Source organism: Amycolatopsis palatopharyngis (assembly GCF_003385185.1).
Lineage (GTDB): Bacteria > Actinomycetota > Actinomycetes > Mycobacteriales > Pseudonocardiaceae > Amycolatopsis > Amycolatopsis palatopharyngis.
Map to the genome: position 1 here is coordinate 190,710 of NZ_PQHZ01000001.1, position 23,757 is coordinate 214,466.

A 23,757-nucleotide genomic window follows, 5' to 3' on the forward strand; every position below is an offset into this window, starting at 1 on the left:
GGCGCCATGCTGGTCGATCTCGGACAGGCCCTGTCCCAGGTCCTGTCACCGCAGACGCTGTTGTTGTGTGTCCTCGGTGTCGTCGGGGGGATGACCGTCGGCGCGACGCCGGGGCTCAGTGCGACGGTCGGTCTCGCCCTGCTCCTGCCGATCACGTTCACCATGGATCCGACCTCGGGTCTGGTCCTCATGGGCGCCTTCTACATGGGCGCCATCTATGGTGGCTCGTTCACCGCGATCCTGGTGAACACCCCGGGCACTCCGTCGTCGATCGCCACGACTTTCGACGGATATCCGATGACGAAGGCCGGGCGCAGCGATGTCGCGATCATCGCGGTCACAATGGCTTCGGTCGCGGGCGGTCTGGTCGGCGTACTCGGTCTGGCGACGCTGGCACCGCTGCTGGCCAACGTGGTGCTGGCCTTCGGCCCGCAGGAGTACTTCTGGCTCGGCATCTTCGGTCTCACCATGATCGCGGGGCTGGCCGCCAAGAGTCTGCTCAAGGGACTGGCAGCCGGATTCCTCGGGCTGTTGATCTCCACGATCGGCATCTCCCCCGTTGGCGGAGAAGTTCGCTTCACCTTTGGTAGTACCGATATGCAGGGCGGGGTGCCCCTGATCATCGCCCTCATCGGCCTGTTCACGGTGCCGACGATCGTCGACCTCATCGTGGCGCCCGAGATCCGGTCGGCCGCGATGGTGAACGAGAAACAACAGCGGGAGCGGCGCAACGTACTCCGCGACACGGTGCGCGACGTCCTCTCCCGCCCCGTCAATCTCATTCGCTCCTCGGTCATCGGGACGCTGGTGGGCATCCTGCCAGGAGCGGGGGGCAATGTGGCGAACCTGATCGCCTACAACGAGGCGAAGCGCACCTCGAAACGCTCACACAACTTCGGCAAAGGGGAAGTCGACGGGGTTGTGGCGCCGGAGGCGGCGAACAACGCCGTGGTCGGAGGTGGCCTCGTCCCGCTGCTGACGCTGGGAATTCCCGGAGCGCCGCCGGACGCGGTGATCTACGGGGTACTACTCCTGCACGGGCTACGCCCGGGCAACGAGTTGTTCGCCGAACAGGGCGTCCTGACGTTCACCTTCATCCTCGCCATCGCCGTCTCCGCCGTCTTGATGGCGCCGGTCGGCCTGGTCGCCGGTCGCGGGCTGCAACGACTGGTGGTCCGGACTCCCACCCACTATCTGGCGCCCGCCATCGGGGTGCTGACGATCGTCGGGTCGTACGCGGTGCGGAACAATCCCCTCGACGTGGTCCTGATGGTGGCCCTCGGGCTGGCCGGCTACGGCCTGCGGCACCTGGGCCTGCCACCGGCGGCCATCGTGCTGGGCGTCGTGCTCGGTCCCATCATCGAGACGGGATTCGCCCAGGGACTGCTGGCGGCGAGCGGCTCCGCCGATCCCTGGCTTTCGTTCTTCACCAGGCCGCTGAGCATCGGAATCATCGTGCTCGTGCTGCTGGGTATCGCCTGGCCGATCCTGGCCGACCGCAAGGCCCGGCGGAACACCCGCGAGGACGAGGAGCTGCCGTCATGAAGAAGGATCTCCTCTGCGGAACGATTCTGCTCGCCGTCACGGTTGTGTTCTGGACGCAACGCGACGGCAGAGGTGAGCTTGTCGCGGCCTTCCCCGACTTCGTTCTCGTCCTGCTCGCACTGTTCGGAATCGGTGTCATCGCGCGCGCGGTGCTGCGACGTGACGGTGGTACCGAGCCGGCCGGGAAGGTGGACCTCCGATTCCTCGCCGCGGCAATCGTGCTGCTGCTGTTGTGGGCGTTGGGAATGGGCTTGATCGGCTTCACGATCAGCAGCGTCCTGGCATTCGTCGTCGTCGCCCAGATGATCCGCCGAGACCGGCCCCGGCCTCGGCTACTCATAACGGACACCGCCGTAGCGGTCGTGGTGGTAGTGGGAGTCTTCTTCATCTTCACCAGAGTGCTGCTCGTTCCACTTCCGGTTTCCGTTCTCATCGGCATGTAGAGGAGAGAAATGAAATACCAGGTGGCGGTGATCCCCGGAGACGGCATCGGCAAGGAGGTCGTTCCGGCCGCGCGACGTGTTCTGGACGATGCCGGAGACCGGTGGGGTTTCGGTATCGACTGGACCACCTTCGAGTGGGGGTGCGAGTACTACGTCCGCACCGGCGAGATGATGCCGGAAGGAGCGCTCGACCGCCTGGCACCGCACGACGCGATATTCCTCGGCGCCGTCGGGTACCCAGGCGTGCCGGATCACGTGTCCCTGTGGGGACTGCTGATTCCCATCCGGCGGGTTTTCCGGCAGCGGGTGAACTACCGGCCCATTCGTCGTTTTCCCGGCATCGAAGGACCGTTGAAGGATTCGGCTGCGGATATCGACTTCGTTGTGGTCAGGGAGAACAACGAGGGCGAGTACTCCGAGATCGGTGGACGCATCTACCACGGCTTGGCGGAGGAGATCGCCATCCAGGAATCGGTCTTCACCCGCCGTGGTGTCGAGAACGTCATGCGATACGCGTTCGACCTGGCAGGCAGGCGGGCGGGCAGGCTGGTCTCGGCCACCAAGTCGAACGGAATCGTGCACACGATGCCGTTCTGGGACGAGGTGTTCAGCGACGTGGCGTCGGAGTACGGCGGGATCGAGACAAGCCAGGTCCACATCGACGCGCTCGCCGCACTGTTCGTGCAGCGGCCGGAAACCCTGGACGTCGTCGTGGCCTCCAACCTGTTCGGCGACATCCTCTCCGACCTCGGTGCGGCGATCGCGGGCAGCATCGGGATCGCTCCTTCGGCAAATCTCGATCCGACGCGCACCCATCCCTCGATGTTCGAACCGGTACACGGTTCCGCACCCGACATCGCGGGCCAGGGGATCGCCAATCCCATCGGACAGATCTGGTCCGGCGCCCTGATGCTGGATCATCTGGGCCAGTCCGAGGCCGCGCGCGCGGTCGTCACGGCAATGGGCAACGTCTTCGCTAGCGGAGGTCCGCGAACACCGGACCTAGGCGGAACCGCGGGCACGGAGGACGTCACCGGCGCCGTCCTCGAGGAGATGGCGCGCCTGTCCCCATAGGCACTCGCGCCAGGTCAGCTAACAACCCGGAGGCGTACGAGGGAGGACATGTGGATGTTCACCACCAGAACGACGCGGTTTATGGCGGACGCGCCCATATCCCCGTTGCCGCCCACTTCCTAGTGTCGTCGACGTGACGAGTGCCACTCCATCCGCAGCAGGACGCGAGCAGCCGGGACCGGCCAGCGCCGAGTCCTCCCCGGTGCTGCGCACCAGGGGGCTGTCAAAGAGCTTCAGTGGCTTTCCGGCGGTCAACGAGGTAGACCTCAGCATCCGCCGTGGCAGCGTGCACGCTCTCGTCGGACCTAACGGTGCGGGTAAGACGACACTGTTCAACCTGCTCACCGGATTCCTGAAACCGAGCAGTGGTGTGATCGAACTCGATGGCCACGACGTGACCGGGATGCGACCCGAGCAGATCGCGCAACGCGGCGTCGCCCGCTCCTTCCAGATCACCAGCCTCTTCGAGGAACTGACCCTGCGGGAGCACGTCGAACTGGCGCTGCAGGGCCGGGACGGCCAGGGCCACCGGTTCTGGAGCTCGGAGAAAAGCCTGCGCCGATACCGGGAGGAGACGGACCACCTGCTTGCCGAGGTGGACCTCGCCAGCCAGGCGGAGACGCCTGCGGGAAGCCTTGCCTACGGCCAGAAGCGGGCGTTGGAACTGGCACTCGCACTCGCCCTCTCACCCCGGCTGCTGTTGCTCGACGAACCGACGGCGGGCATGGGTGTCGAGGACGTGGCCAGAACCATCGACCTGATCCAGCGGGTCCGCCAGGACCGCACGGTGGTCCTGGTGGAGCACAACATGAAGGTCGTCGGTGACCTGACGGACCAGGTGACGGTCCTGCAGTTCGGCAAGATCCTCGCCGAGGGCCCCTACGAGCAGGTACGCAACGATCCCCGCGTCATCACCGCCTACTTGGGAGAGTCCGTTGCTTAGGGTGCAGAACGTCACCGCTCGCTTCGGCGAGGCACAGGTGCTGCGGGGGGTCTCCCTGGATATCGACGCCGGCGAGGTCGTGACGCTGGTGGGCCGCAACGGCGCGGGCAAGACCACCCTGCAGCGCTGCCTGATGGGCCTGCACCGATCGATGGAAGGACGAATCGAACTCGACGGCAGGGACATCTCGCGGACAGCGCCGCACAAACGCTGCCGCCTAGGCCTCGGCTATGTCCCGGACGACCGAGGCGTGTACGCCACACTCACGGTCGAGGAGAACCTCACCCTGCCGAGGGTGACCGGGCCGGACGCCTGGTCATTGGCACAGGTGTACGAGACCTTTCCCGTGCTCGCAGAGCGGCGCAGGCAGAGTGGAACGCACCTCTCCGGCGGTGAACAGCAGATGCTCGCCATAGCCAGGGTGCTGCGGACAGGGGCGCGGCTGCTGCTGGCGGACGAGCCGACGGAAGGCCTCTCTCCCCTGCTGGTTCAGCAGATCGGCGACATCATCCGCACGGTCAAGGCGCATGGGGTGACCGTGCTGCTGATCGAACAGAACGTCCACTTCGCCTCGACCGTTGCCGACCGGCACTACCTCATCGCCCAGGGCCGAGTGGTCGAGTCGCTCGACAACGACGAGGTCAAACAGCGCGAACACGAACTGCTCGAGTACCTGGGCATCTGATCCATGACAACAGGAGGCACACCAGTGGCAACGAGGCTCAAGAAAGCGACCACGCTGACGGCGACACTCGCCGTGGGCACGCTGCTCGCCGGGTGTGCCGGCGGGGCGGGCGGACCCCAGAGTGGCGGCGGCGCGATCAGCGGCGACGCGCTCAAACTCGGCGTCATCACGGACCTCTCGGGTACCTACTCCGAACTCGCCGGGCAGAACGCCGTCGCGGCCGTGCAACTGGCGGTGGACGACTTCAAAAAGAAGTACGGCGACGAGGCCGTCACCGGCACCGTCGAAGTCACCTCCGCGGATCACCAGAACAAGCCGGAGATCGCCAATACGGCAGCGCGGGAGATGTACAACCGGGACGGGGTGGACGCCATCTTCGACGTCCCGACGTCCTCCGCCGCGCTCGCGGTGGCCACGGTGGCCGAGCAGAACAAGAAGCTGTACTTCAACATCGGCGCTGCGACCACGGAACTGACCGGCGCGCAGTGCAACGCCTACACCTACCACTACGCCTATGACACCTACATGCTCGCGCACGGCACCGGGCAGACCGTCACCGAGCAGGGCGCGAAGCAGTGGTACATCATCTATCCCGACTACGCCTTCGGCCAGGACATGAACAAGAGCTTCACCTCGGCCATCGAGGCGGCAGGCGGCACAGTGCTCCAGGCGGATCCCACGCCGTTCCCCAACGACAACTTCTCGACCTTCATGACGAAGGCGCCGAACCTGAACCCGAAGCCCGACGTGATGGGCACGATGCAGGCCGGTGGCGACCTGGTGAACGTCGTGAAGCAGTACAACGAGTTCGGACTTCGGGACAAGGGCGTGGAACTCGCTGTCGGCCTGATGTTCGACACCGACATCGCCTCGATCGGGGTCGAGCCGTTGGCGGGCACGCTTTTCACCACGGCCTGGTTCTGGAACATGGATGAGCAGAGCCGCGCATGGGCCGACCGGTTCAAGGAGCGCACCGGAAGCCGTCCCACGTTCGATCACGCGGCCAACTACTCGGCCGCGACCCAGTACCTCGAGGCCATTCAGCGGGCGGGTACCGACGACGCCGACACCGTACGCGGGGAGCTGGACGGCTACGAGTTCGAGGACTTCTTCGCCCGGGACGGCAAGTTCCGCGCCGAGGACCACAGGGTGGTGCACGACGCTTACCTGGCGCGGGTGAAGGAGAAGGACGAGGTACAGGAGGACTTCGACTTCACCGAACTCGTCGAGACGATCCCCGCTGACGAGGCCTTCAGGGACCCGGCCGACAGCGGATGCGACATGGGCTGATCCAGATGGGAACGAGCCGCCGTCGCTCGGTGAGAGCGAGTACAGGTCCTGTCGATTCCGCGGACGAGGTGACGCGCACGTGAGCGGACTGCTGCAACAGCTGGTCAACGGCTTGGTAAGTGGCAGCTTCTACGCGCTGCTGGCCCTGGGTCTCTCGGTGATCTTCGGGATGCTCGGTGTGGTCAACTTCGCCCACGGTGCCTTCTACATGCTCGGCGCGTTCGGCGCGTTCGTGCTGCTCGACGGCTTCGCGTTGAGCTGGTGGCTCGCACTTCTGCTGGTGCCGCTGCTGCTCGGGCTGTTCGGCATGCTCTTCGAGCGGTTGTTCGTGCACCGGCTCGTCGGCCTCGACCCGCTGTACAACTTCCTGCTCACCTTCGGTGTCGCACTGATCCTGCAGGATCTGGTCAGGTTGAAGTACGGGGTGACCTCTCAGCCCTACACCAGACCGGAACTGCTCAGCGGCTCTGTCAACTTCGGACTGTTCACCTACCCCGCATACCAGGTCTTCGTCTTCGCCTTCTCGATCGTCGTGTCCGCGCTGGTGTGGTTGGTGCTGACCAGGACAAGGGTGGGGATGATCGTGCGAGCGTCCACCGAACGACCGGAACTGACCCAGGCATTGGGAATCGATGTCCGTCGGTGGGTCACTCCGGTGTTCGGTTTCGGTATCGCGCTGGCCGGACTGGCCGGTGTGCTCGCCGCTCCCATGCGGGCGGTCAACTCGAACATGGGCAGCGATCTGGTGATCGTCATCTTCGCCGTCGTGGTCATCGGCGGGCTCGGTTCCGTGTTCGGTTCCGTCGCTGCCGGCTACATCGTCGGGATGCTGTCGGCGGTCGGCAATTTCTACGTTCCGGCCCTCTCCCAGAGCCTGGTCTTCGTGTTGATGGCCCTCGTGCTGTTGCTGCGGCCCGCCGGCCTGTTCGGCCGCGAGGAAGGCGTGCGCGCATGATCATTTCCAGGCTCGTCGAACGCAGTCGTGGCTGGTCGACGTTACTCCGATTAGGACTTCTCACAGTCGGTCTGGTGCTGGCGTTCGGCCTGCCGTGGTACATCTACCCGCCCGTGGCGCTGGACATCGTGGCCTGGGCGTTGTTCGCGGTAGCCCTCGATCTGCTGCTCGGCTACACCGGACTGCTCTCGTTCGGGCACGCCGCCTTCTGGGGTTCCTCGGCATACGCGACGGGCATCATCGCGATCGAGACCGGCCTGCCGTTCTATGTCGCGGTGCTGGGCGGTGCCGTCGTGGCGGCACTGGTCGCCCTGCCGATCGCGATGCTGTCGGTACGGCGAACCGGGATCTATTTCGCGATGGTGACACTGGCCTTCGCGCAGCTGATCTTCTTCATCGCCAACCAGTGGCGGTCGGTCACCGGTGGGGAGAACGGTCTGCAGGGTATTCCGCGCAACTTCTTCGGTCTCGACCTCTCGGACTCGTTCTACTTCTACTACGCCGCGCTGCCACTGATCCTGTTCGGGTTGTTCGCCGGCTGGCGAGTGGTGCACTCCCCCTTCGGCCGGGTGATGGTCGCGATCCGGGAGAATCCCGCCAGGGCCAGGGCGTTGGGCTACCCCGTCAACCGCTACAAGGTCCAGGTCTTCGTGCTGTCCGCCTTCCTCGCCGGGATGGCCGGTGGCGTGTATGCCGTCGGGCACGGGTTCGCCTCGCTGCAGGAGGTGTACTGGACCACCTCCGGCAAGGCCGTCGTGATGAACATTCTCGGCGGCATGGGCACCCTTTGGGGGCCGGTACTCGGTGCGGGCATCATCGTGCTGCTCGAGGACTACCTGGCGACAGCGGGGATCGACGCTGTGGGCGTGCTGACCGGTGGCATCTTCGTGGTCACCGTATTGCTGTTCCGCCGCGGCATCTGGGGGACCGCTCGCCACCTCATTCGCACTCGGCGGCGGAACACCGAGACGGCCCGCGATGCCGAAGAGAACCCGGGGGATCCGATAGCCGAGGACGCCACCACCAACGCGCGTCGGGGATGACCGGATGACTCCCGAGCGGTTGCCGTATCTGTCCGCCGACTCCCTCCGCCGGAGCTTGACCTGGCCGCAGGCCGTCGACGCACTCGAGCGATCCCTTCGCTCCCACCAGTCGCCCGGCCATACCCCACCGCGTGCTGTCATCGACGTGACGAGTGGACAGCTGTTGCTGATGCCCGCGGAGGTCGGCGCGGACGTCGGGGTGAAGGTGGCTACGGTGCGCGGAAACCGGGCGCGGGGCGACCTGCCCCGCATCCAGGGTGTCTATCTCCTCTTCGACGGGCGGACCATGCAACCGCTCGCACTCGTCGACGGAGTCGCGCTCACCCTGTTGCGAACCGCCGCGGTGTCCGCACTCGCCGTGCGGTACCTGGCCGAACCCGGCCCAGCTCGGCTTGTCGTGTTCGGCAGCGGCCCGCAGGCGTGGGCCCACGTGCAGTCGATCGCCGCCGTCCGCGCCCTCGCGGAAGTGGTCGTGGTGGCGCGCACAATGCACACCGCGAACGAACTCGTCGAGCAGTGCCGCCAGGCCGGTCTGCGGGCGGGACGAGGCGAGAGCGGAGCAGTGCGGGAGGCGGACCTCGTCGCGTGTTGCACGACGGCACGTGAGCCGCTGTTCGACTCACACCTGCTGCGCGACCACGCGACGGTGGTCGCCGTGGGTTCGCACGAACCAACGGCCAGGGAGGTCGACACCGACCTGGTGCGGCGGGCCACCGTGGTGGTGGAGACGCGCGGATCGGCGCTGCGGGAGGCCGGTGACATCCTGCTCGCGATGGCGGACGGGGTGGACGAGCCGACGGCCGTCGCAGGCGAGATCAGCGACCTCGTCAACGGCAGGGTCCGGTTGGAGCCCGCCCACCCACGGCTGTTCAAAAGCGTCGGCGAGGCCTGGGGTGACCTTGTCCTCGCGGCCACCGCGGTGCGGGCCGGCATACGGTAACGAACGCGCCTTCAGTGCTTCTGGCGCCGGCTGCCCCCGTGCCAGTCCTCCTGCTTGCCCACCTCGTCCTCGGTCACCCCGAGTGCTCGCAGCTGCGGCAGTTCGCGCAGACTTCGTTTCAGCTCGGCGAACCCCGGAAAGCGGGCCAGCCCGATCACGTGGTCCCAGAGTTCGAGCGCCTGCTCCTCGCTGGGCAGGCGGCTGATCACCGGGCCGAAGAACGCGACGCCGGCAGGCGGCTCGAAGTGCAGGATTGGGGTGCCGACGTCCTTTCCGGTGAGCGCGAGTGCCTCGTCGGTCTCGGCACGGAGCTGCTCGTCCCAGCTGGGGTCGTCCAGCGCGTCAGCGAGGTCGCCCGGCAGGTCCGCGTACGCCAGTACCGGATCCACGAACTCCCGGGTGCCCACATGTCCTGGCTCCGCGTCGGCCGCGGATTCCTGGTCGAAGATATGGGTTCCAAGTGCCACATGCAGCCGCGCGACGGCTTCACGTCCGTGCTCGGCCCGGGTACGCGCCGCCACCCGCAGCAGCCGGAGCCCCGCGGTATGCCCTGCCTCGTACTCCGGCGGGAACTGTGCGTCGTAGTCGACCGCGGCGTTCACCATACGCAGCGAGATGAACCGCCAGTCCACCGTGTAATCGCGCTTGGCCTGCACGATGCGTACCCACTTACTGGTCATCCAGCAGAACGGGCATACGGGGTCGAAATAGAAGTTGATGTCTGCATCCGCCATGACAAAACCCTAAGCCAGCCACGGCGGGAACGCGGGCCGAGCGGCTGTGCGCCGACGAGCGGTCACCGATTGGGCGATTCGCCCAGCGGGAACAGCGAACTCTGTGCGCACAGCGGCATAACCAGGCGGTCTGCTGGATCGTTCTCCCGGCATGGCCAGTTCCGCTCGTCGCCGCGCAACCGTCCTCGCCACCCTGGTGGCGTTCGTTCCCGGCCTCGCCGCGGGGGTCCCCGCGCACGCGGGCGAGGGTCCACCGGCCGAGCCGGATGGTCCCCTGCCAGGCCCTCCCGTCCTCTACGCTCCGCCGCCACACGCTCCACAACTCGAGAACCGCGATCGGCGGTTCCGGGCCGACCCTCTGCTGGTTTCCGGCGAGGAGGCCTACGTCGACGGGGAGTACCTCTACCAGGATTTTCTCTATGACGACTACGGAAGCGACACCGATGGTGTCGGTGGTTCGTCCCAACGAGCGCGAGCAGGCGAGATCACGTACCCGGCCGATCCGGAGTACGGCGGGAACGCAGCGGACCTGGTCGAGTTCCGAGCCGCGCCCGGCGACGAGGAGGTGACCTACCGGTTCACCCTCAACACCTTGCTCCGTGCGGACACCACGATCGTCACGCTCGCCTTCGACACCGACCGGGACGCCGCGACGGGAGCCGCCACCCTGCCGCGTGACCCGGGCGCGCCGTTTCCCGGCACGGACGAGGTGATCACCGTCTGGGGATCGGGCGCCGAGCACTCCCGCCTCACCGCCGGGCGGGTCACGACCACGCCACTGGAGATCGGTGCCGACCTGGAGGCGAACCAGCTCACGGTCACCGTTCCGCGCAGTGTGTCGGACCCGGCAGGAGTCTGGCGGGCGAGCCTCGCGACCGGTCTGTTCGATCCGGGCACCGGCGGCTGGAAGCGACCCGGTGTCACCGCCACCGAGGACACTCCGGGTGGGGCGGGCCCCATTGATCCGGCACCGAACGGGATCTTCAACCTGGGCTTCCGCTTCGACGAACCGGTGCTCCTGAACAACGTGTCGCCCGACACCGGCCAGTCGGCCGCCCTGCGCGACGACGAACCGACCCGCTACGCCCGCGACATCGACTTCGACGCGTTGTCCGCAGGCCTCAACCGGAGCACGGTTGCGGTTACCGGCCGGCAGATCCGCATGTTCCCCAGCCGGTTGAACCTCGGCGAAGGACGCGATCTCGACAGTGTTCCGCAGTACCGTGGCCAACTGCAGCCCTACTCGCTGTACATCCCTTCGACCTACCGGCAGGACAGTCCGGCCGGGCTCACCCTTTCTCTGCACTCTCTCGGCCAGCACTACTGGCAGTACCAGAGTGGCCGCGTGTTCGAACAGCAGGGCGAACAGCGTGGGAACCTCGTGCTCTCCCCGATGGCGCGGGGGGACAACGGCTGGTACCAGAACGAAGCCGAGTACGACGTCTTCGAGGCATGGAACGATGTGGCCGCCCGGTTCAACCTCGACCCGGATCGGACCTACAGTTCCGGCTACTCGATGGGCGGCTACGGCACGTACCGGCTGGTCGGGCTCTACCCCGATCTGTTCGCGCGTGCCTTCACCGTCGTCGGCCCGCCGGGCGATGGCATCTGGGTTCCACCAGCGGCGCCCACCGGGGGCGCGCACACATTGACCAACCGGTGGCTGGAGAACATGCGCAACGTCGCGCTGCTCAACGTCGCCGCGGTCGAGGATGAACTGGTTCCTTATGTTGGGCCACGAGCACAGAACCTCGGCGCCCCCGAGATCGGGATCCGTGGTCTGGAACAGCTCGAATACGACTACCGCTTCGTCACCTTCCCGGCCGCTGATCACTTCGCACTGGCCGCCCTCGGCTACGACTTCCCGTTCGCCAGGGACTTCCTTGGTTCCGCCGAGGTGGACCGCGATCCTGTGCACGTCTCCTTCGCCTACGTGCCCGAGTCCGACGACCCGGCTCTCGGGCTGGTGCACGATCACGCCTACTGGGTGTCCGGCGTGCGCGTCGCGGGCAGGGCGGCCAAGGGGCTCGTCGACGTACGCAGCCGGGCACACGGTGTCGGGGACCCGGAATCCGCACCGGTCACCGGAAGCGGCGTGGCGCAGCTGCCTTACACGATGCTCGGGCGGGAGTACGGCACGGCACCGCGGGAGGATGCCGAGAACGCGCTCGAACTGTCACTGACCGACGTGTCCTCGGTGCGCCTGCAGGCCGCACGCGCGGGACTCGACGTGCGTGCACCGATCCGGATCCTCGCCACCAGCAGCACCGACAGCGAGGTACTTCTCGCCGGTTCGTTCCCGAGAAGCACTCGTGTCACGCGCGACGGGCGTACCGTTCCGTCCACTGTGACAGGCGAGGGCGTCCGTTTCCCTGTCAGCGAAGGGCAGGGCGAGTACCTGATCAGCCGAACTGGTCAGCACAGCTGAACCTGCCCAACGGAGCTCGCGGCGAGCCGCACTTTCCCGGGAAAGTGGGGCTCGCCGCGTCGTCACATGCCGCCGCAGTTACCCCGCTCGCCATACGGGATCGCGTCGTACCCCGAGAGGTCGTAGGTGGCCAGCTCACCGCTTGCGGCGGCCTGGAGAACGGCGACGGCAGGGATACGGAACAGGTTCTCCAGCTGCCCGTTGCTCTTCTGCCCGACGGAGCGCACCTCGTAGAAGATCGCCCCCTGGGTCGGCGTCTCGGCCACCGGCTGCTCCCCTGCCGGTGCGGTCCCGCCCATCAGCATCCGGGACAGGACGGCGTTCGTGATGTCGATGTCCGGGTACTTCGCGACGTTGACCGGCCCGTAGCCGGACAGCGCGTCAACGCTGACCATCGCCATGGCCCTGTTCGTCCGCCACTGCTGTTCGGTCATCCGCGACGGGGAGATGGAGCGCGCGCCGATCTGGAACTGGTTGAGGTCATCGGTGCCTTCGACCACGGGCGCCTCGCTCATGTGATGCAGGTCCAGCGCGTACGTCGGAGCGGTGTCCCGCCACAGCCGCCAGAACGCGGGCGACTCCGGCTGCACGAAGTTCTCCCAGTCCCGGTTGAGGTCTGTGCGGGTAGGCGTTGCGCTCTGCCGGATGTTGGCCTCGGCGCCGTCCGGGTTGTACATGGGGATGACGACGACGGTCAGCTCCTCGCGCACCTGCTTCGCCCACGGGCTTCCCGAGGCCAGCCGGTCGAGGATCTGCAGTACCGCCTCGGTGCTGTGCAGCTCGTCGCCGTGGATGCGAGCCTGCAGCCAGAAGGTCTTCGAGCCTTCGCCGACCGTGGCGTACAGCAACTCCCTGCCCTCGCCGGAAGTGCCGGTGCTGGCCACATCGACCAGCCCGCCGGAGGTGTGTTCGATGCGCCCCAGCTCACGTACGACGTCGTCGTAGCCCGCGACACTGGCACGGCTCACATGCTGTTGGTCCTGCAGACAGGGCCCGCCAGGCCGGTGCGGAGGCTGGGCCGAGGCGAGTGGTGTGGCAAGGCCGGTGGCCAGCAGCGCGGTCACCGCGGTCAGGGTCAGAATGCGACGCATTACATCTCCCAGTGCTCCTGCGGACACGACGTCGTGTCTCGCTCGGCTGTCCTTTCTATCCCGCTGACCTGGGGACCCGCAAGGACTTGACACGGCTGCCACGAGCAGCGGGAAGGACTGTCGGAGGGGTACGCGACAATATCGGCCATGGGTGTCGCGAGTGGTCAGTTCCTGCGGATCGTCAACAGCCTGCCGGGCACCGAGCACGGCAAAGGCGGCGACTACACATCGTTCAGCGTGCGCGGGACCCGGTTCGGCTACTACTGGCCACGTACGCAGACGGTGGGGCTGAAACAGACACTGCACGAGCAGCTGGCGTTGGTCGCCGAACGACCGGACGTGTTCGAGGTGCAGTTCACCACCAGTGCCTTCGGCTGGGTTGTCGTATACCTGACCGGAATCGACGCCGACGAACTCACGGAACTCGTCTACGAGGCTTGGCGGCTATCGGCGCCGGATGCGCTTATCGAGGAACGCCCCACTCCCTGAGGCAGGCCTCCTTCTCAATTACCGGTGAGCGCGGTCACAATTCTTGACCTCGCGCCGTCTGTTCGTATTGCCAGCCGCGATAAGCGAAGTTACCCAGCACACACCGCGTACTTCGCCGATAACGCTCGCTGACTGTGTTCGACCGGCCACCGTATGCCTATTTGTCTTCTTATTGTGGCCAAATCGTTGTGGCGCGTATCAAGTTTAATGGTGCGCGCCGCAGGGCTCGCGGATAGTTCGCGGAGGCCTTGTCCGAGCAATGGCAGCGGAATCTCATCGCTGTGCTGCTCACTGTTATTCGTATGGAGTCGCCACATGGGTGCCCGTCACCTAATCACTCGAGGAGTGCCCGCAACGCTGGTCACCACACTTTCGATCATCGTTGCCCCAGCCAGCGCGTCCGCACCGGCACCGCCGGAGAGCACGAACCAGCACAGCGTCGCTGCCGAACACAGTTCCGCACATCCGCAGATCACCGCTGCAGAGGTGCGGAAAGCCCTCGCCGAAGAGCGAAAGCAGCTGGCAGAAGAAGCCAAGGAAAAGGCCGCAGCCGAAGCCGAGAAGGCCCGCAAGGCCAAGGAAGCCAAAGAGGCCCGGGAAGCCGAGGAAGCAGCTCGAGAAGCCGAGCGGGCGGAAAAGGCCAGGGAAGCCAAGGAAGCAAAGGAAGCCGAGCGGGCCAGCTCCGGCGGGAGCTCCCCGAAAAGCGCCACGGCTGACGTGGTCCGGCCGACAACGGGACAACTCACTTCCGGATACGGGCCGCGTGGCGGCAGCAGCCACAACGGCATCGACATCGCCAACGACATCGGCACACCCATCGTGTCCGTAATGGACGGAGAAGTGATCGACTCCGGCCCCGCGAGCGGCTTTGGACTGTGGGTCCGGGTCCGCCATGACAGCGGCACCGTCACCGTCTACGGACACATCAACGAATCGATGGTGTCGGTCGGCGAGCAGGTGTCCGCAGGCGAACAGATCGCCACGCTGGGCAATCGCGGGCAGTCGACGGGCCCACATCTGCACTTCGAGGTAGAGCAGGGCGGCAGCAATACCAACCCACTCACCTGGCTGAACAACCGCGGTGTATCCATCTGATGCCGGTAACCCTCTCCGGCTGCCACTCGGCCGATCAGCCCCTGCCCTCGGGCTGATCACCGAGACGGCTCAACGCTTCGGCGGCGGCGCGGGCCCAGTGCGGAGCCCGCGCCCGCTGCGCGATCGCCCACGCCTGCCGGAAATGTCGCGCGGCACGGTCCGGCCGGCCGAGCGCGACGGCCAGACGGCCGAGATGGTGCGCGGTGGGGCCGAGGGTGAGCAGCCCGCTGCCTGCCCCGGCGAGCTCTCCGGAAGCGGGGAGCAGTTCAGCGTAGAGCCGTCGCATCGTTGATCGGTCGGCTGTCTCGATCGCCAGTCTCGAGTGGACGCACAGGCGTGCCTCCATGAGCAGATCGCGCGGCGACTCCGCAATGGCGTTCGTCGCGGCGAGTGCCCGAGCACGGTTTCCCTGTGCGAGCAGGACAAGCGGGCGGGACCAGGCCTCGTACGGACCCCAGTCGGCGTCCTCGAGACCAGCCGCGGTCACATCGGGTGCTCGCAGGCCGAGCAGGGCGAACGGGAGTATCCCGTCCGCCAGTCCGGGCATTCCACTGCCTGCGAGCCGGCTGTCCGCGGCCTGGTATGCGCGCCGCGCCGCATCGGTATGACCGGTTATGGCCAGCCGGAGCGCGGCATACCATTCGGTGAACACTCCGACGAGCGCAAGCTCGTGACGTTCGGCGAGAAGATCGGCCGCGGCGGCGTGTCGATCCGCTTCCCCGAGATCGGCGAGTGCGGTGCTGGCCTGGATGAGAATCAGGTGCCCGAGTACCTCGAACGTCACCAGAGATCTGTTGCCGGTGGCCAGTCCGAGTAGTTCCTCGCCGATCGCGGCCCGTTGCGGTGCGAGACCCGATCGATGAAAGGAATGCATATAGCGTGCGTTGAGCGCGAACGCCAGCAGTCTCGGGTCGTCACGACGGCGGGCGATGACCTCGGCCTCGCGTGCCGCCTGCTCGCCCCGCTGGCCTGTGTCGCCGCGCCGCTCCATCGCGATGGTGATCAACAGCCGGGCACGTTCGGCTTCGTGACCGGCGGGCAACTCGGCGAGCGCGCGCTCGGCCGCCGACACGATCCGGGCGGACAACGCCTCGTCGTCGTTGGCCGTCCAGATCGCGGGGACGTCGAAGGATCCGAGCACGCCGGCGGTGAGGACCGCATCTCCGATGGTCTCCGCCATCGTGATCGCCTCGTCGCGGTACTTCCGCGCCCGCGGAAGGTCTCCGATCACGGCCACGGCACGAACCAGACCGGTGACCGCCACCAGCCGGCTTCTGTTCTCGCCGCTTCCCGCCCGGTCGAGGGCCGCGACTGTCTCTCGCCACAGTCGCGCGGCCTGGTGCGGTGCGGACCGCTGCTCTGCTCGTTCGGCCGACATCCGCGTGTAGTGCGCGGTACGAGTGCCCGCGGCCCTGCCCTCTGCACGCACGAAGTGTTCGGCGATCGCCTCCACGTCCCCCGGCCGCAGCATCTCGATCAGCTCACCGGCCTTGGCGTGCCAGCGCGCTCGGCGGGCACGAGCGACGTCCTCGTAGAGGGTCTCGCGCACCAGCGCGTGCGCGAACCGGCACCGATCGGCATCCTGCTCGACAAGCAAGCCCGTGAGCAGCGCGGACTCGATGGACTCCAGGACGAGGTCCTCGGCGCCGGCCAGCCGGATCAGCACCTCGAGGTCGACCTCCTGCCCGATCACGGCGGCTTGCCGCAGGTGTGTCCGCGCGGTTTCGGTGAGCCCGGCAAGGCGGCGCCGGATGACGTCCCGAACTCCGGCCGGCACAGCGCCGAGGGCGTCGTCCCCCTCCGCCTCCCACAGCCGTACCAGCTCACGCACGAAGAACGGGTTTCCTCCGCTGCGCCCATGGATCACCCGCGCGGTGGCAGCGGGTATCGCGCGGGAGGTGACTGCGTCGGCCAGCTCCCGTACCTCGGGCTCGGTGAGGCCGCCGAGGTAGGTCCTGACCGGCTCCGCACGGGCCGCTCGGCCCAACGCCTCCGCCAGCGCGGGCGAGATCTCCGTCGACCGGTAGGTGCCGACGATCAGCACCGGGCCGAGGCCGGTGTCGGCGGCCAGTGCGGTCAGCAGTGCGAGTGTGTCCTCGTCCGCCCAGTGCAGATCATCGAAAACCAGCAGGACCGGTCCGTTCGCCGAGGCGGCGGCCACAGTGGACGCGATCGCACGATGCCGGTGAAAGCGTGCCGCGACAGGATCATCAGCAACGGCAGGACCGCCGGCGTCCGTGGTGGCACCGAGCTCGGCCGGTTGTTCTGAAACGAGATCCGGCCGCAGTTGGGTCCAGGGCCAGTTCTCCGGTGCGCCGGGGAGCTCCGGGCTCGCGCCCCATGCTGTGCACCAGCCCGCGGCGGCCAGCAGGCGGGACAGGTGACCGGCGAATGCCGTCTTACCCGCGCCGGCGGTCCCGGACAGCAGGGCCAGCCGGGGACGTCGCGCGATCTCGACGGCCGCCGCTGCGGCTCTCAGTTCAGCCAGTTCCCCGCCCCGGCCGACGAACGGGCGCTGGGGCGGCCCGCTCCCGCCGAGAGCCTCCGGGCGCGGGCCGCGGAGTTCGGGAGCGGGGTCGGCACCGAGGTGCGGCGCCTGGGTGAGAACGTCCGATTCCAGCCGGCGCAGGTTCTCGCCGGGATCCACGCCGAGTTCGTCACGCAGGACATCCCTTGCGCGGCGCAACGTGTGCAGTGCATCACCTTGTCTCCCGGCTCGGTACAGCGCCAGCGCCAGCAGCCGCCAGCCGTCCTCACGCAGCGGATGACCCGCGACATGGGACTGAAGATCGGGCACGGACTCGGCCGCGCGGCCGAGGGCCAACGCGGCCTCGGCACGGCGTTCCACAGCCAGCAGGCGAAGTTCCTCGAGCCGGGCCGCCTCGACCCGCGCCCACTCCTGCTCGGCGAATTCCGCGAACGCCGGTCCCCGCCAGAGCGCGAGCGCCTCGTCCAGGACCGTGTGGGCTTGCTGCGCCCCGCCATCGGCGAGCAGGCGAGCGGACGCGGCGACCGCGGACTCGAACCGCCAAGCGTCCACGCTTCCCGTCTCGGCCCGCAACGCGTAGCCGGGCTGCACCGTGACCAGCAGGCGTGCGGATGCACGCGGCGGACGGTCAGGTTCGAGGGCTTTACGCAGGGCGCCGACGAAGGTCTGGACCGCGCCGACCGCGCCCTCCGGCGGCACATCCCACAGGTCGTCGATCAGCCTGGCGATCGGCACGACCCTTCCTTTGGCGATCAGCAACCTGGCCAGGACGGCCTGATGCCGCGGCCCCTTGAGACCGATCGGTCCCTGCTCGTTCTCGACCTCCAGTGGGCCGAGCACCCCGAAAGTCACCACCGGCACGACGTCGTCCACACCCCGACAACCTATCCGGCAGAAGCTTCGAACGCTGCGGCTGATCCGCCGCTGACCGCGCGCTGATCGGTCGTACCGAGAATGCGGCAGGTACATCCAGGCACTTGACACAGGGAGCGCGAACCGAAATGGCACCGAAGATCAACGGGTTCACCCAGCGCCGCGTCACCGTCGCCGACGACGTGGCCCTCAACGTCGCCGTCGGCGGAACGGGTAGTCCTGTCGTGCTACTGCACGGCTTCCCCCAGACCCACCTCATGTGGCGGCATGTCGCCGTCGACCTGGCGGCCGACCACACGGTCATCTGCCCCGACCTGCGTGGCTACGGCGACAGCGACAAGCCGGCAAGCACGGGGGCGGCCACCTACTCCAAGCGCACCATGGCCGCCGACATCGTCGCCCTCGCCCGAGCCCTCGGGCATGATCGGTTCGCGCTTGCCGGGCACGACCGGGGCGCTCTGGTGGCCATCCGCGCGGGCCTCGACCATCCCGAAACGATCACCCATCTGGCCTCTCTCGACGTGCTACCGACCCTCGACATGTGGGATGTGCTGCACGGGACCTCGGCCGTTGTCGGCTTCCACCTGTATCTGATGGCGCAGCCGCCCGGGCTGCCCGAGGCCATGATCAGCGGCGCGGCGGACGAGTTCTTCGGTCATTTCCTCGACGCCTGGGCCGGCGATGCCAACGCGATCCCCCACGAGTTCCGCGCCGCCTACCTGACCGCGTCCCGCGACGCGATTGCGTCCATTGTGGCCGACTACCGGGCGTCGGCCACAGTCGACGTCGAACACGACCAGGCCGACCGGAAGGCGGGTAACCAATTGCCGATGCCGGTGACGGTACTGCAGCAGGACTGGGGCAATGCGCTTGGTTTCGACGCCGTCGCCCGCTGGCGGGCGTGGGCCCCGGATCTGCGGCATGACACCGTCTCCTGTGGGCACTTCATGGCTGAAGAAAGCCCAGCGGAGGTCGTCAAAGCCCTCCGCGATCTGCTCGCGAGGTAGGCGCCGACGGCCTCAGGTGAGTTTCGGGTAGTCCCGTGAGCGCCAGGCGAGCATTCCCTCGATCCGGATCATGCCGGCCTGTTCCAGCAACTGCACGGGATCGCTACCGGTGAAGCGATACAGCCCGGTCTCGGTGTCCAGGAAGCGGTCCCTGGATCGCGTGGCGTACCAATCCATCGCGGCCCGGTACGCGGGATCGTGGACGATCACGTCGAGTTGGAGCAGGTTGCTGAACAGAATCGCGTGGAATCGTGCGGGCTGCGTGAAATAGCGCTCGTCCTCCGCGTAGTGCGACAGTGCGGCGGCCGCGGTGGCACGGGCCTGGTCGAGGTACTGCTTCGCGCCGGTGGCTCGATACAGCAGGACACCGGCACCGATCATCACACCCTGGTTGTAGGAGAACTGCGCCTCCCAGATGGATCCGTCGAGCCTGATGTTGTCCCAGTACAGGCCATTGGGCGCGAGCAGGCAGCCGCGCACCCACTCGTACATCCGCGATGCCCAGTCGAGGTAGTACTCGTCACCGGTGATCAGGTAGAGGTGAAGACCCACCTCCGCCCCCGGACCGTTCGAGACCGTGTTGCGATCGGAGCTCCAGTCGGCCTGAGTCCAGAAGACGCCACCGGGACAGGGATGGTTCGGGTCGGTGTCCCACCCGAACACCACGAGATCGAATATCTCCGCGGCCCGATCGAGTGCCGCCTGGTCGCCGCCATCTGTCATGTAGTGCCGCTGGATCAGACCGAGCGCGTTCCACTCGTTGTCGTCGTAGAACTTGTCGCCGCCGTGTCCCAGCGGCGGCCGTACGTACGAGTCGTACCCGGGCGGTTCCGTTCCGCCGTTCCAGTACAACTCCAGCGCTCGGTACCGGTCGGCGACAGCACCGGTGAATCTGTCGCCGACAACGGGAATGCCGGCCATGACCTGTGTGGCGATCATGGCTTGGGAGAACGGCCACACATAGGACCACGGATTACCGCCGCTGCGCGGATATTCTTCCAGATAGAGAGAGTGCGCCGGATCGTAGAAGTAACGTTGCAGTGCCGCGTAGGACTCCTGCGCTCGCTGCGCGTACACCCCGTGCCCGCCACCCTGCGAACCCGCGGCCCGCCCACTCGCCTGGGCTGCGGGCGCGGCGACGAGGCCCGCCGTGACGGCCGCACTGCCAGCGATCAGGCTGCGGCGCGAGATCGTCCGTTCAACGTGCTCCATGATGTCCTCCCAGTAAAAACGGCGCTGCGTCAAAGGAGTCAGGCCACGATGCTGTCTTCTATGGACTTGCGGTTCGCTACCGGAGCGGGCTGATCCGCAGGCCACGGAGGTAGTCGTAGGATACTGTCGCCGTACGCACCGGATGCGGTTGCTGGTCCCGCTCGATGATGAAGTGGTGCGATCCCAGATGCCGCAGGTGCGAGAGAATCTCAGTGAAGTCGATCGTGCCGTCACCGAGATCGGTTTCGATTCCTTCGGTGGGAGTGCCGTCCTTGAGGTGCAGCAAGGGGAAACGCTTCTCGTGAGCGTCCAGATACGGTCCCGGGTCCACGCCGGCGCGAAGAATCCAGTAGAGGTCCATCTCGAACCACACGAGATCGGGATCGGTGTGTTCCAACCAGATGTCGAACAGCCTCTCCCCTGTTTCCTTGTCGCGAGCGAACTCGTTGTCGTGCAGGTGTGCGTACCAGCGCAGCCCACGGGCGCGCGCCGCCTCGCCCCACTGGTTCATCTCCTCGGCCATCCGGCGGTATCCGGCCGCTGTCTCCGCGCCGTCCATATAGGACACGCCGACGTACTGCTGTCCGAGGGTCGCCGCTCGGTCGAGCGTGGGCCCGGCGAGATCACCGCGGAAATCACTGGGATTGTGATGACTTCCGATGACCCGTAGGCCGTTGTCGTCGGCGATGCGCCGGAACTGTGCGGGCGTGCGATTGCCGTAGTCGTACGCGGGCTCGATCTCCGCGTATCCCGCCTCGGCCAGCATCGCGAGCGTCGCCTCCGGGTCCTCCGCCAGCATCGATCGGACCGAGTACAGACCGAATCCGATCTTGCCTGGGGGCACCGGCCGCGCTCCGCGGACGTCCGCGCCCGCGGGCAGCGCCGAGGAAGCGGCCACCGAAGCCAAGCCGGCGGCTGTCGCGACACCGATCCCCTGCAGGAGTCGACGACGCGAAGGCTTCTGTGTGTCAAAATCCATCTTTTGCTTCCCATCATCAGAAGGCAGTGTGGCGCACGTTAATTGCCCACCACCGCGCAAGCAAGGTTTTCGCCCTGCCCAGGGTTCGCCTGACCGCTTTGCTGTCCGGGATGTTGAGCCGGACGGCGGCACACGGGTCCGGCAAATGCCGCTGTGACAGCGACGCCCACCGGATCCGACGCCGCTCATCACCGATCCGCGCTTTCCCGGGAAAGTGCGGATCGGTGTGTGGGTTTGGCCCCCACCCCCGGTCGCACTTTCCCGGGAAAGTGCGAGGCGGTGGGGCGCGCTTTCCCGGGAAAGTGCGACCGGGGGGTGCGGTGGCGTGGTCCCCTGGCTGTCCGGCGGAATCCCGCCCAAGAGGGAACCATCGGGTGCGCCGACATGATCTGATCTGCCTATGTCGTCGCTTCTGCTCGGATTGCTGAGCCTGCCGCTTTACCTGGTGATGTTGTGGCCACTCGTCGTCGCGTCCCGCCGCGTACTCGGAGTTCCCATCGGGACCCTCCGCGCCCTCGCCGGGGCGTTGTTCGGCTGGACCGTCGCGGGGTTCGTGATCACGGCACTACCCCTCGGCCCCGACCAGGACCCGGCGCTGGCTCTCGGCCTGCTGATCCCGGTCGCGGGCGCTTCCTTCCTGGCGACACTGGTGTTCCTGCTCGTCGCGGAGATGGCCTTCCCGAGCGGTGCGGGCCTCGGGCCGCTCGCGCGACTGCGCTCACTTCGCAATCGGATGGCTCGCACCCGCAGGTACTCCCAGATCACCGCGATCGCCGTGCGGCACGGACTCGGCAGGTACCTCACGGGCAGGCGCGATGCGGAAACGGACGGCCTTCGCAAGGCCAAACTCGCCAAGGCGCTGCGCCACGCTCTCGAGGAAGGCGGGGTCACGTTCGTCAAACTCGGCCAGGTGTTGTCCACCCGGCCCGATCTGCTCCCGCCCGAGTTCATCGACGAACTGAGCGGTCTGCAGGACCAGGTCGCACACGCCGATCCCGGCGAGATCGAGCAGGTACTGCGCGACGAACTCGGGGCGGGGCCGGACGAGGTTTTCGCCGAGTTCGATGCCGAGCCGATCGCCGCGGCTTCGATCGCACACGTGTACCGCGCACGACTGCACAGCGGCGAGGACGTCGTGGTGAAGGTGCAGCGGCCCGGTGTGCGCAAGCTCGTGGAACGGGACCTCGACATCGTCCGGCGCCTGGCGCGGACCCTGGATCACCGAACCACCTGGGCACGTGGTCTCGGGGTGGTCGACTTGGCCGAGGGGTTCGCGGTAGCACTCGTCGAGGAGCTCGACTTCCGGGTCGAGGCGCGCAACATCTCGGCGGTGGCCGCGGCGGGCTCCGGTTCGGTTCGCCTGCCCACTGTCCACTCGCGACTCTCGAAGGAGCGGGTGCTGGTGATGCATCGCCTCGACGGGGTCTCGCTCGGTACCGCGACGATTCCGGGTGACGGCCAGGCCCGCACCGCCGCGGCGCGAGAGCTGCTGGACTGTGTGCTGCGTCAGGTACTCCTCCAAGGCGTGTTCCACGCCGACCCGCATCCCGGAAACGTCCTGCTCCTCGCCGAAGGCGGACTCGGCCTACTCGACTTCGGCTCGGTGGGCAGGCTCGACTCCGGGTTGCGGGAGGGGTTGCACACCCTGTTTCTCGCCGTGGATCGTGGCGATCCCGCCGCGCTGCGGGACGGGCTGCTGGAGATCGTGGACCGTCCCGACGAGATCGACGAGCAACGACTGGAACGGGCACTCGGTGCGCTCGTCGCCAAGCACTTCACCCATGGTGAGGCGCCGGACATGGACCTGTTCACCGATCTTTTCCGGGTCGTCGCCGGGTTCCGGCTTTCGGTACCCGCTCCGATCGCCGCGGTGTTCCGCGCACTGGCCACCATGGAGGGAACACTGGCCCTGCTCGCCCCCGGCTTCAACATCGTCGCCGAATCCCGCGCCTTCGCCGCGGCGCAGCTGGGCGAACGAATGCGACCGGACTCGGTACGACGGGCCGCGACCGACGAACTACTGGCCATGCTGCCGGTGCTGCGCAGGCTGCCCCGCCGCATCGACCGCATCGGTGGCGCGCTCGAGCAGGGACGGCTCTCGGTCAATGTCCGGCTCTTCGCCGACGAACGCGACCGCGTCCTGCTGACCGGGTGGCTGCACGAGGTGCTGCTGACCTTCGTCGGAGCCGCGACCGGACTGATGGCCGTGCTGCTGCTGACCGGCGCGGGCGGCCCGGCCCTGCTACCCGACCTGAGCCTGCACCAGCTTCTCGGTTACAACCTGCTCATGGTCAGCGCGCTGGTTGGTCTGCGACTGCTGTTCGTGGTGTTTCGCACCCAGCAACGCCGTTCAGCCTGAGAACGCCGGTGTTGCCAGCCTGACGCTGTCGCACGATCGGAGTGGATGGCATGATGACGGCAAATACATTCAAGACCGCCGGTA

The 23,757-nt window shown here is 67.2% G+C and carries 19 protein-coding genes; 14 read left to right on the forward strand and 5 right to left on the reverse strand.

The window, feature by feature from the left end; genetic code table 11:
• The first annotated feature begins 6 nt into the window (after positions 1-6).
• The 9 genes from D0C15_RS00930 (at position 7) to D0C15_RS00970 (ending at position 8,918) form a co-directional block, all read left to right on the forward strand.
• Entirely contained in the window at positions 7-1,545 is a 1,539-nt protein-coding gene (locus D0C15_RS00930) for a tripartite tricarboxylate transporter permease (protein WP_116040483.1), read from the forward strand.
• Positions 1,542-1,988, forward strand: coding sequence for a tripartite tricarboxylate transporter TctB family protein (locus D0C15_RS00935; RefSeq protein WP_116040484.1), 447 nt, complete (start codon positions 1,542-1,544; stop codon positions 1,986-1,988). The genes D0C15_RS00930 and D0C15_RS00935 overlap by 4 nt, the downstream gene beginning before the upstream one ends.
• Positions 1,989-1,997: 9 nt before the next feature.
• Positions 1,998-3,062 carry a tartrate dehydrogenase gene (locus D0C15_RS00940; protein WP_116040485.1) on the forward strand — a complete coding sequence of 355 codons (1,065 nt, stop codon included), beginning with the start codon at positions 1,998-2,000 and terminating at the stop codon, positions 3,060-3,062.
• 133 nt (positions 3,063-3,195) lie between these two features.
• Entirely contained in the window at positions 3,196-4,005 is an 810-nt protein-coding gene (locus D0C15_RS00945) for an ABC transporter ATP-binding protein (protein ID WP_211323052.1), read from the forward strand.
• A 1-nt stretch (position 4,006) separates the two neighbouring features.
• Positions 4,007-4,690: an ABC transporter ATP-binding protein gene (locus D0C15_RS00950; RefSeq protein ID WP_245975512.1), complete on the forward strand. Its 684-nt coding sequence runs from the start codon at positions 4,007-4,009 to the stop codon at positions 4,688-4,690.
• Between the two features lie 24 nt (positions 4,691-4,714).
• Positions 4,715-5,980, forward strand: coding sequence for an ABC transporter substrate-binding protein (locus tag D0C15_RS00955; RefSeq protein WP_211323044.1), 1,266 nt, complete (start codon positions 4,715-4,717; stop codon positions 5,978-5,980).
• A gap of 79 nt (positions 5,981-6,059) precedes the next feature.
• Positions 6,060-6,935, forward strand: coding sequence for a branched-chain amino acid ABC transporter permease (locus tag D0C15_RS00960; protein WP_116040489.1), 876 nt, complete (start codon positions 6,060-6,062; stop codon positions 6,933-6,935).
• The gene (locus D0C15_RS00965) at positions 6,932-7,978 is read left to right on the forward strand and encodes a branched-chain amino acid ABC transporter permease (protein WP_116040490.1); all 1,047 of its coding nucleotides are present in this window, start codon (positions 6,932-6,934) and stop codon (positions 7,976-7,978) included. The genes D0C15_RS00960 and D0C15_RS00965 overlap by 4 nt, the downstream gene beginning before the upstream one ends.
• Before the next feature lie 4 nt (positions 7,979-7,982).
• Positions 7,983-8,918 carry an ornithine cyclodeaminase family protein gene (locus D0C15_RS00970; RefSeq protein ID WP_116040491.1) on the forward strand — a complete coding sequence of 312 codons (936 nt, stop codon included), beginning with the start codon at positions 7,983-7,985 and terminating at the stop codon, positions 8,916-8,918.
• An 11-nt stretch (positions 8,919-8,929) separates the two neighbouring features.
• Here D0C15_RS00970 and D0C15_RS00975 read toward each other — a convergent pair whose 3' ends face one another.
• Entirely contained in the window at positions 8,930-9,652 is a 723-nt protein-coding gene (locus D0C15_RS00975; protein WP_116040492.1) for a mycothiol-dependent nitroreductase Rv2466c family protein, read from the reverse strand.
• Between the two features lie 151 nt (positions 9,653-9,803).
• On the opposite strand from D0C15_RS00975, the gene D0C15_RS00980 reads away from it, so the two are divergent.
• Positions 9,804-12,080 carry a hypothetical protein gene (locus D0C15_RS00980; RefSeq protein ID WP_116040493.1) on the forward strand — a complete coding sequence of 759 codons (2,277 nt, stop codon included), beginning with the start codon at positions 9,804-9,806 and terminating at the stop codon, positions 12,078-12,080.
• A 62-nt stretch (positions 12,081-12,142) separates the two neighbouring features.
• Here D0C15_RS00980 and D0C15_RS00985 read toward each other — a convergent pair whose 3' ends face one another.
• On the reverse strand, positions 12,143-13,171 hold the full coding sequence (locus tag D0C15_RS00985) for a M14 family zinc carboxypeptidase (RefSeq protein ID WP_116040494.1): 1,029 nt from the start codon (positions 13,169-13,171) through the stop codon (positions 12,143-12,145).
• A gap of 147 nt (positions 13,172-13,318) precedes the next feature.
• Here D0C15_RS00985 and D0C15_RS00990 point away from each other — a divergent pair, with 147 nt between their 5' ends.
• Positions 13,319-13,660, forward strand: a complete 342-nt coding sequence (locus D0C15_RS00990; protein WP_116040495.1) for an MmcQ/YjbR family DNA-binding protein — start codon at positions 13,319-13,321, stop codon at positions 13,658-13,660.
• Between the two features lie 345 nt (positions 13,661-14,005).
• Positions 14,006-14,755, forward strand: a complete 750-nt coding sequence (locus D0C15_RS00995; protein ID WP_245975501.1) for a M23 family metallopeptidase — start codon at positions 14,006-14,008, stop codon at positions 14,753-14,755.
• A gap of 34 nt (positions 14,756-14,789) precedes the next feature.
• Here D0C15_RS00995 and D0C15_RS01000 read toward each other — a convergent pair whose 3' ends face one another.
• Positions 14,790-18,116, reverse strand: coding sequence for an ATP-binding protein (locus D0C15_RS01000; RefSeq protein ID WP_245975502.1), 3,327 nt, complete (start codon positions 18,114-18,116; stop codon positions 14,790-14,792).
• A gap of 128 nt (positions 18,117-18,244) precedes the next feature.
• Here D0C15_RS01000 and D0C15_RS01005 point away from each other — a divergent pair, with 128 nt between their 5' ends.
• The gene (locus D0C15_RS01005; protein WP_116040498.1) at positions 18,245-19,123 is read left to right on the forward strand and encodes an alpha/beta fold hydrolase; all 879 of its coding nucleotides are present in this window, start codon (positions 18,245-18,247) and stop codon (positions 19,121-19,123) included.
• Between the two features lie 12 nt (positions 19,124-19,135).
• Here the strand turns inward: D0C15_RS01005 and D0C15_RS01010 are convergent, their stop codons facing one another.
• Positions 19,136-20,335, reverse strand: a complete 1,200-nt coding sequence (locus tag D0C15_RS01010) for a glycoside hydrolase family 76 protein (protein ID WP_116040499.1) — start codon at positions 20,333-20,335, stop codon at positions 19,136-19,138.
• Between the two features lie 76 nt (positions 20,336-20,411).
• Entirely contained in the window at positions 20,412-21,314 is a 903-nt protein-coding gene (locus D0C15_RS01015; RefSeq protein ID WP_162829861.1) for a sugar phosphate isomerase/epimerase family protein, read from the reverse strand.
• A 400-nt stretch (positions 21,315-21,714) separates the two neighbouring features.
• Here D0C15_RS01015 and D0C15_RS01020 point away from each other — a divergent pair, with 400 nt between their 5' ends.
• The gene (locus D0C15_RS01020) at positions 21,715-23,673 is read left to right on the forward strand and encodes an ABC1 kinase family protein (RefSeq protein ID WP_116040501.1); all 1,959 of its coding nucleotides are present in this window, start codon (positions 21,715-21,717) and stop codon (positions 23,671-23,673) included.
• Positions 23,674-23,757 lie beyond the last annotated feature (84 nt).